A 232-nucleotide genomic window follows, 5' to 3' on the forward strand; every position below is an offset into this window, starting at 1 on the left:
TCGTCAACGCCGGTGCCTACACCGCGGTGGACAAGGCCGAGAGCGATGCCGACAACGCCCGCCTGATCAATGCCAGCGCCGTCGCGGTACTGGCCGAGGAGGCCGCGGCCTGCGGCGCCTGGCTGGTGCATTACTCCACCGACTACGTGTTCGACGGCGCGGGCAGCGTGCCTTTCGCCGAGGACGCGCCGACCGGCCCGCTGAGCGTCTACGGGCAGACCAAGCTGGAAGG

General features: G+C 70.3%; 1 protein-coding gene. It reads left to right on the forward strand.

Going from position 1 to position 232, the window contains the following annotated elements:
- Positions 1-232: sugar nucleotide-binding protein (locus ACLJNW_RS28890; RefSeq protein ID WP_410962119.1), on the forward strand; the 232-nt coding region annotated here is incomplete at both ends.

The sequence above is a fragment of the Salmonella sp. SAL4457 genome (genome assembly GCF_046548235.1).
Taxonomy (GTDB): Bacteria; Pseudomonadota; Gammaproteobacteria; order Enterobacterales; family Enterobacteriaceae; genus Salmonella; species Salmonella enterica.